Source organism: Pseudoalteromonas sp. S3178 (genome assembly GCF_005886985.1).
In the GTDB taxonomy this organism is placed as follows: domain Bacteria; phylum Pseudomonadota; class Gammaproteobacteria; order Enterobacterales; family Alteromonadaceae; genus Pseudoalteromonas; species Pseudoalteromonas carrageenovora.
In genome coordinates, this window is sequence record NZ_PNCW01000144.1 from 1 (window position 1) to 745 (window position 745).

General features: G+C 52.6%; 1 protein-coding gene. It reads left to right on the forward strand.

Annotated elements, in window-relative coordinates:
• The coding region (locus CWC11_RS20385; protein WP_171038469.1) for an Ig-like domain-containing protein at positions 1–745 on the forward strand (745 nt) is incomplete at both ends.

Genomic DNA, 745 nt, shown 5'->3' on the forward strand with positions numbered 1-745 from the left:
TGATGCCCCAGCTGATTTAGCGCAAGGTGAATACACGGTCACCGCCGAGGTAGATGACGGCCTAGGGAATATTGGTAGCGCGAGCGAAACCGGTATTATTGACACCACCATGCCAGCGATTGAAGTTGATACGCTGAGCGTAACAAACGACACCACACCAACCATCACCGGCACCGCGAATGCACCGCAAGGCAGCACCGTAACGGTTGAAATCACCGATAGCAATAACGTCACTCATACGGTTACAACGACCTTAGGAGCTAATGGCACCTGGAGTGTGGCCGCCTCACAAGTACTTGCTGAAGGCAGTTATACAGTAAGTGCAAGCGTAAGCGATGCAGCAGGTAACGCCGCGACTGCCACAGGCGCAGGAGAAGTAGATACCATTGCACCAACGCTTGAGCTAACCAACCCAGGTTCAAGTAACGACGTCACCCCAACCTTAAGTGGCACCAGTGATGCGGTTGAAGGCACCGTGATCACCTTTACTGTTACAGATGATTTAGGAGTCGAGCAAACGTTTACCACCACAGTGGATGCTGATGGCAACTTCTCAGTGGAAGTACCGACTGCATTGGCAGAAGGCCCTTACAGCATCGAGGCAAATATTAGCGATGCAGCGGGCAACAGCAACGATATTACCTCCAGCGGTAACATCGATACCACCGCGCCAAGTGTGAGTGTGGATGCGCCAATACTCACTAACGACAGCACCCCAACGGTTACAGGCACCAGTGATGCACCA